This window comes from Frankia sp. CoBUL1, assembly GCF_978021245.1.
The window spans coordinates 1-4,668 of sequence record NZ_CDXDOS010000257.1; the positions used below are offsets into that span (position 1 = coordinate 1).

Annotated in this window: 4 protein-coding genes; 2 read left to right on the forward strand and 2 right to left on the reverse strand. The window is 72.4% G+C overall.

The window, feature by feature from the left end; translation table 11 throughout:
* Positions 1–404: 404 nt before the first annotated feature.
* Complete coding sequence (locus tag AC08OX_RS15085; RefSeq protein ID WP_476608394.1) at positions 405–1,295, forward strand: universal stress protein; 891 nt, start codon at positions 405–407, stop codon at positions 1,293–1,295.
* 21 nt (positions 1,296–1,316) lie between these two features.
* Here the strand turns inward: AC08OX_RS15085 and AC08OX_RS15090 are convergent, their stop codons facing one another.
* The gene (locus AC08OX_RS15090; protein WP_476608395.1) at positions 1,317–2,753 is read right to left on the reverse strand and encodes a C2 family cysteine protease; all 1,437 of its coding nucleotides are present in this window, start codon (positions 2,751–2,753) and stop codon (positions 1,317–1,319) included.
* Positions 2,737–3,192 (reverse strand): hypothetical protein, encoded by a 456-nt coding sequence (locus AC08OX_RS15095; protein WP_476608396.1) that lies wholly within the window; start codon positions 3,190–3,192, stop codon positions 2,737–2,739. Before AC08OX_RS15095 ends, AC08OX_RS15090 begins: the two co-directional genes overlap by 17 nt.
* Positions 3,193–3,397: 205 nt before the next feature.
* On the opposite strand from AC08OX_RS15095, the gene AC08OX_RS15100 reads away from it, so the two are divergent.
* The gene (locus tag AC08OX_RS15100; RefSeq protein WP_476608397.1) at positions 3,398–4,618 is read left to right on the forward strand and encodes an acetyl-CoA C-acetyltransferase; all 1,221 of its coding nucleotides are present in this window, start codon (positions 3,398–3,400) and stop codon (positions 4,616–4,618) included.
* The last annotated feature ends 50 nt before the right edge of the window (positions 4,619–4,668 follow it).

Consider the following 4,668-nt stretch of genomic DNA (forward strand, 5'->3'; position numbering starts at 1 on the left):
CAGCAAGTACTCACCCAGCTACACACACGCCGCTTGATCTCACCTGGGGAGAACTGCACCCAACCTCCATTGTCGCACCTCGTCGTCTTATCGATCGATCACGGCAGGGGAGCGGCTGGCGCCCAGTGGCTTCCGCTCCGACGACGGGGTTACCGAGGACAGGTGACCCAACCATTCACCACTTCTCACCATGGATCACGTCGACGGGTGGGAAGGATGGTCCAACGTAGGGTTCACCTGGCCAGAACACACGAAAACAACACCGGAAGCTGTTGATCGGCGGGCAGCTCCACTCCGCGTTGGCCCCCCCGCGTTGGCCCCCCGCGTTGGCCTCCCCTGCGGGCGAACGGGGTTCCCCGCCGACCAGCCGGGTATCCCGGACCGGGCTTCGAAGGAGGCGGACGATGGCCGACATCGTGGTCGGGGTCGATGGTTCCGGGGGCTCCCACACGGCGCTGCGCTGGGCGTTCACCGAGGCGGAGTGGCAGGGGTGCGGCATCCAAGCCGCGATCGGCTTCGCCCGTGGTCCGGCCCAGTCCGGGATGCGGGCCGGCCTGGCGCAGGCTGCCGAGCGGACGCTGCACGAAACCGTGACGGCGGTCACGCCACCGGGATCGATCGTCTCCGTAACGGAGCAGGCCGTGGACCTGCCGGGCGCGGAGGCCCTGCTGACGGTCGGCCGCGACGCCCGCATGATCGTGGTCGGCGCCCGGGGGCAGGGGCTGCTGCACCGGCTGCGGATCGGGGCGGTCAGTGCCTCCGTCGCCGTACACGCCACGGTTCCGGTCGTGATCGCCCGCGGTGACGTCGAGGCCGCGACCGCCGCCGAAGGCACGACCCCGGCTGGTGCACCGTCCCGACCGTCCCGACCGATCGCCGTGGGTGTGGACGGCTCCCCCAACGCCCTGTCGGCCCTCGCCTGGGCCGCCGGGGAGGCCGCACTGCGCGGGGTTCCGCTGATCGCCGTGCACGCCTGGCTCTCGGCGATCCCGTTGCCGTTCGCCGAGGCACCGGGGGAGATCACCCAGGCCCTGGAGGACCAGGCCCGGGCCGTGCTCGACGAGTCCATCGCGGGCGTCCGCGACCGCGGCCAACTGCCGGCCGGACTGGACCTACGGGCCGTGGTGGTGCCCGCCTCGGCCACCCAAGCCTTGATCGCCAAGGGTCGCGAGTGCGATCTCGTCGTCGTCGGCGCCCGCGGTCACGGCGGCTTCGCCGAGCTGCTGCTGGGATCGGTCAGCCACCAGTGCATGCTTCACTGCCCCACCCCGGTGGCGATCATTCGGCAGCGGTAGCGGGGCGGCAGCCACCGACCGTCAACGGGTCGGGCCGTGCACGACCGCATGCGTGTCCGGGAGGATCCCGTCCCAGGCGTACCACCGCTCGTTGTTCTGCCCGGGCGCCGGATCCCACGGATTACGCAGCAGCACCCGCCGGCGCGCCACGTCCACGGCGAGCAGGGTGTAGGCGTGCGCCGCGACGAGTCCGCCGGATCGGGTTCGACGCCGGGTGGTCACGATCACCACCTCGCCGTCGGCGAGGAGCTCCCCGAGGGCGGGAACGGTCGCCTCGTGGGCGGCGAACACGTGCGCCGATCGCCCGGTGAGCGTCCGCAGGGCCGTCGCCGCATTTCCGAATTCGATGGCGGGATAGCCGCCGTGCAGCCGGACGTAGGCCTTCTCGTACAGCGCCGGCCACAGCTCCGGCCGTCCCGCCGCGTCGTCGCCGTCCATCGCGACCTCCTCGTACCCAGCCGCACGCGACCGGGAGGTACCCGGCGCCCGCGGCCCGGGTGCCTCGTCCTCCGATCGCCCGTACGGCGGCTGGACCCGACGAGCGGGCAGGGCGGCCGTGGCGGTGACGCCCACACCTGCGCCGGCCGGTCCGCGGGGGTGCATGATGATCGTGACAGTACCGTTGGGGTTGGCTCGCAGCCGCTCCGCGAGTAGTCCGGGATCCTGGCGGGCGATGCCGATCAGCGCCGCGACGAGGTAGCAGTCAGCGACGCCGCCCTGCCCCACATCGCTCGGGCTGATCCCGTCACGCACCGTCGGGTCGCCGGTGCGGTCGACCGCCACGACCTCGCCGGGGCGTCCGCGGACGACAGGGTAGCCGGGTTCGAGCCATGGGAAGGCCAGCAGGACGTCTCCGATCATGGCCGAGGAGGCCCCGGCGATCAGGGCGTCGGTGAGGTCGGCCAGCGCCGGCAGGTAACCAAGGATACCGGGGCTCGGATTTTCGATCGCCCGGGCGGCCACCGCGGCAAGGACCGCCAGAGGCCGGCCGCGCAGCCGGGAGATGACCGCCTGGCGCATCACCGCGGACAGGCCGGCCAGCCGAACGCTGATCGCCGTCAGATCATTGACGGTCACCGTCGCCGGATCCGTGCCGATGCGGGCGACCAGCTCGGCCGCGGCGAAACGCGCCATCCGCCGGTCGATGCCGCGCGCCATGGCCGGCGCTCCGACAGCGACCGCGTGCAGTCCGAACCCGACGGGGTCGTCCCGTCCGGACAAGCCAGCCAGACCGAGCAGGCCAGCCGGACCGGACGGTTTGCGCTCCCCGAACAGGCAGTGCGGATCGGACCAGTCCACGCCGCCGAACGGACCGGGCAGCCGGCTCAACCGTCCCCCGTCCGCGGCGACGGCTCGGGCCAGGGCGGCCGACCGGTCGCCCGCCGCCCGCAGGCGGTCGGACAGGACGCCCAGCAGGACCGGATCGAACAGAACGGTTTCGTCAATCGGAACCTTCACGGCGGGCCTGCCGTCGCCGGTATCGCCGGTATCGCCGGAGCCTCCGATAGCCCCGGGCAGATCCTCCCTCCCCCCCGGCATCGCCCTCGACGCCAGCGGTGGCCAGTCCGTGCGCCAGCATCCACACCCGTGGGTCGTTCCCGACGCCGCCGGACGCGTCGAACCGGCGCAGCCGGGCGAGCCAGTCGAGCAGCCCGGCCCGATCGCGCAGCACCCCGGCGCTGACGTCGAGCGCCCGCTGCCAGTCGTCCAGCCGGGCGGCGCACCGGATCCGCCACGGTGACCGCCATGCCCGCGGGGTGTCGGCGGCACGCGCACCGGCCAGCACCCCGGCCACCTCCGGGACGAGTCGGCGCAGCCGTGCGGCGCACTCGCGCAGCTCGCCCGCGGCCGCGGCGAGGGCCGCGACATCACGGGGTGTACCAAGGTCTGCTCGCATCGGGCACGCCATCCGGCTCGCTGGCGACGGGATGATCAAAGCGTAACCCGACGGGTCCCCCTCGCCGCGTCGGCTCGGCCACCCGCGACCGCGGGCGCTCGTCCGCGTTAGGGTTTTGATCATTTGGCCGCAGGGACCACGGCCTCCGCGACCCTGCCGCCGAGAACGCCAAGAACACCAAGAACACCAAGAACTGGGAGGGCATGTGACCGAGGCCGTTGTCGTCGCCGCAACCCGATCACCGATCGGGCGGGCGTTCAAGGGGTCGCTGCGGGGGATGCGGGCCGACGACCTCGCGGCCATCATCGTCCGGGCAGCCCTGGACCAGGTTCCGGCCCTCAATCCGGCCGACATCGACGATCTCATCCTCGGCTGCGGGCTACCCGGAGGCGAACAGGGACACAACATCAGCCGCGTCGTCGCCGTCAGCCTCGGGTTCGACACCGTTCCCGGCACGACGGTCTCCCGGTACTGCGCATCCTCCCTGCAGGCTCTGCGGATGGCTGCGCACGCCGTCCGCGCGGGAGAGGGTGACGCGTTCATCGCCGCCGGGGTGGAGGTCGTCAGCGGCTTCGTCAGGGGCAACAGCGACAGCCTGCCGGACACCCAGAACCCGCGCTACTGCGAGGCCCAGGACCGTACGGCGGCCCGCGCCCGGGCGGGGTCCGCGCCCTGGACGAATCCCCGGGCGGCCGGCGAGCTGCCCGACGTCTACATCGCCATGGGGCAGACCGCCGAGAACGTGGCCCAGCTCGCGGGTGTGAGCCGCCTCGAACAGGACGAGTACGCCTGCCGCTCGCAGAACCTGACGGAGCGGGCCGTCGCGGACGGCTTCTTCAAGCGGGAGATCATTCCGGTGCCGCTGCCCGACGGCGAGGTGATCGACAGCGACGACAGTCCCCGGCCGGGAACCACGATGCGGGCGCTGGCCGCTCTCAGGCCGGTGTTCCGCCCGGACGGTACCGTCACGGCCGGCAACGCCTGCCCGCTCAACGACGGAGCCGCCGCGGTCATCGTCATGAGCGACACCAGGGCCCGCGAGCTCGGCATCACCCCGCTGGCCCGGATCGTCTCCACCGGCGTCAGCGCACTGTCACCGGAGATCATGGGCCTGGCCCCGGTGGAGGCGTCCCGGCGGGCCCTGGCCCGGGCGGGGATGACGATCGACGACGTCGACCTGGTAGAGCTGAACGAGGCGTTCGCGGCGCAGGTCATCCCGACCTACCGGGCACTCGGGCTCGACGTCGCGAAGCTGAATGTGCACGGTGGCGCGATCGCGCTCGGTCACCCGTTCGGGATGACCGGCGCCCGGCTACTCACCACCCTGCTGAACGGACTACGCACCACCGACACGACCATCGGGTTGGAGACGATGTGCGTCGGCGGCGGGCAGGGCATGGCGCTGGTCGTCGAGCGGCTCTCCTGAACCGGGAGTTCGCGACCTTTCGGGCTCCGGGTCTGCCGTGACCGACGCTC